Consider the following 1,743-nt stretch of genomic DNA (forward strand, 5'->3'; position numbering starts at 1 on the left):
TGACCATATCATGTAGTGGATTACAAGTTCAAGCAGAGACAAAAGAGAAAAGTGCTAAAAATGTATTGCAGATGGAACCGATAGGATTAAAGCAATCCCTTGACGAGTTAGCACATCCTTCGAGCGTACAAGAAAATCCGTCATTTACAAAACGGTTAAAGTTAGCAGATCTATCACAGCGTCCGCCAATGCCGAAAGAAAATGACAAACAACTCGTTGATGTAAAAAAATATTCGATGGCCGAGTTGAATCAATTAAGTAATAAACAATTAGCTGATCTTCTTGTTACCATTCAATGGAATCAAATTCCGGAATTATTTCAGTTTAATAATGATAGTCTTAGATTTTATCAAGATGATAGTCGTATGCAAGCACTCATTGATAAATTAGCAGAACAAGGACAAGCCTATACGCAAGATGATTCAAAAGGAATTGAGACATTAGTAGAAGTCATACGTTCAGGATTTTATTTAGGTTTTTATCATCAAGAATTAAGTAAACTAAGTGAACGTAGCTATCATGATAAATGTTTACCAGCTTTAAAAACGATTGCGAAGAATCCAAATTTTAAACTTGGTTCAACAGAACAAAATAAAGTTATTTCATCTTATGGAATGTTAATTGGAGGCGCATCAGCTGATGTTGAAATCATTCAATATGCATCTGAAATTTTAAAACAATATAATGATAATCTTGGAACGTTTTTAGAAGATAGAACAAAAGGCGATGCTATATACAACTTAATGAAAGAGATTGATTATGATGTTCAGTCGTATATGTATACGGGCAAAGAGCCAAAAGATACGATGTGGTATGGGAAAATCGATAGCTTTGTTAATGAGATAAGTCGTTTTGCATTAATTGGAACGGTAACAGACAAAAACGGATGGTTAATTAATAATGGTATTTACTATGCTAGTCGATTTGGTAAGCTTCATAGTACACCAACAAAAGGACAACAAGTTGCTACAGAAGCGATGCGTATTTATCCATATTTAGGCCAGCAATACTTTGTTGCGGCAGAACAAATCACTACAAATTATGGCGGAGTAGATGCAAATGGAAAAACAATCAGTTTAGATAAAATCAGAGAAGATGGCAAGCAAAAATATTTGCCGAAAACATATACATTTGATGATGGGGCAATCGTTTTTAAAGCAGGTGATAAAGTTACAGAAGAAAAAATAAAACGTTTATATTGGGCGGCAAAAGAAGTAAGAGCACAATTTTATCGTACAGTTGGTAGTGATAAACCGCTTGAAAGTGGACATGCTGATGATGTATTAACAATGGTCATTTACAATAGTCCAGATGAATATCAATTTAACCGTCAATTGTATGGATATGAAACGAATAATGGTGGCATGTATATTGAAGGAAAGGGAACATTCTTTACATATGAACGTACACCACAGCAGAGTATTTATAGTTTAGAAGAATTGTTCCGTCATGAGTTTACACACTATTTGCAGGGAAGATATGAGGTACCCGGATTATGGGGGCAAGGCGAATTATATCAAAATGAACGTTTAACTTGGTTTGAAGAGGGAAATGCAGAGTTCTTTGCTGGCTCAACGCGATTAGATAGTGTCGTACCGCGAAAAAGTATAATTGGTGGATTATCTCCTGATCCGGCTAAGCGATATACAGCAGAACAAACATTAAATGCAAAGTATGGAACGTGGGATTTTTATAATTATTCGTTTGCATTGCAATCATATATGTATAATAACCGCCCTGATA

General features: G+C 34.8%; 1 protein-coding gene. It reads left to right on the forward strand.

The window, feature by feature from the left end:
- Positions 1-5: 5 nt before the first annotated feature.
- On the forward strand, positions 6-1,743 hold a 1,738-nt coding region (locus AC1DTM_RS25185; RefSeq protein WP_477001160.1), incomplete at its 3' end, for a collagenase.

This window comes from Bacillus sp. P4_D3, assembly GCF_056401855.1.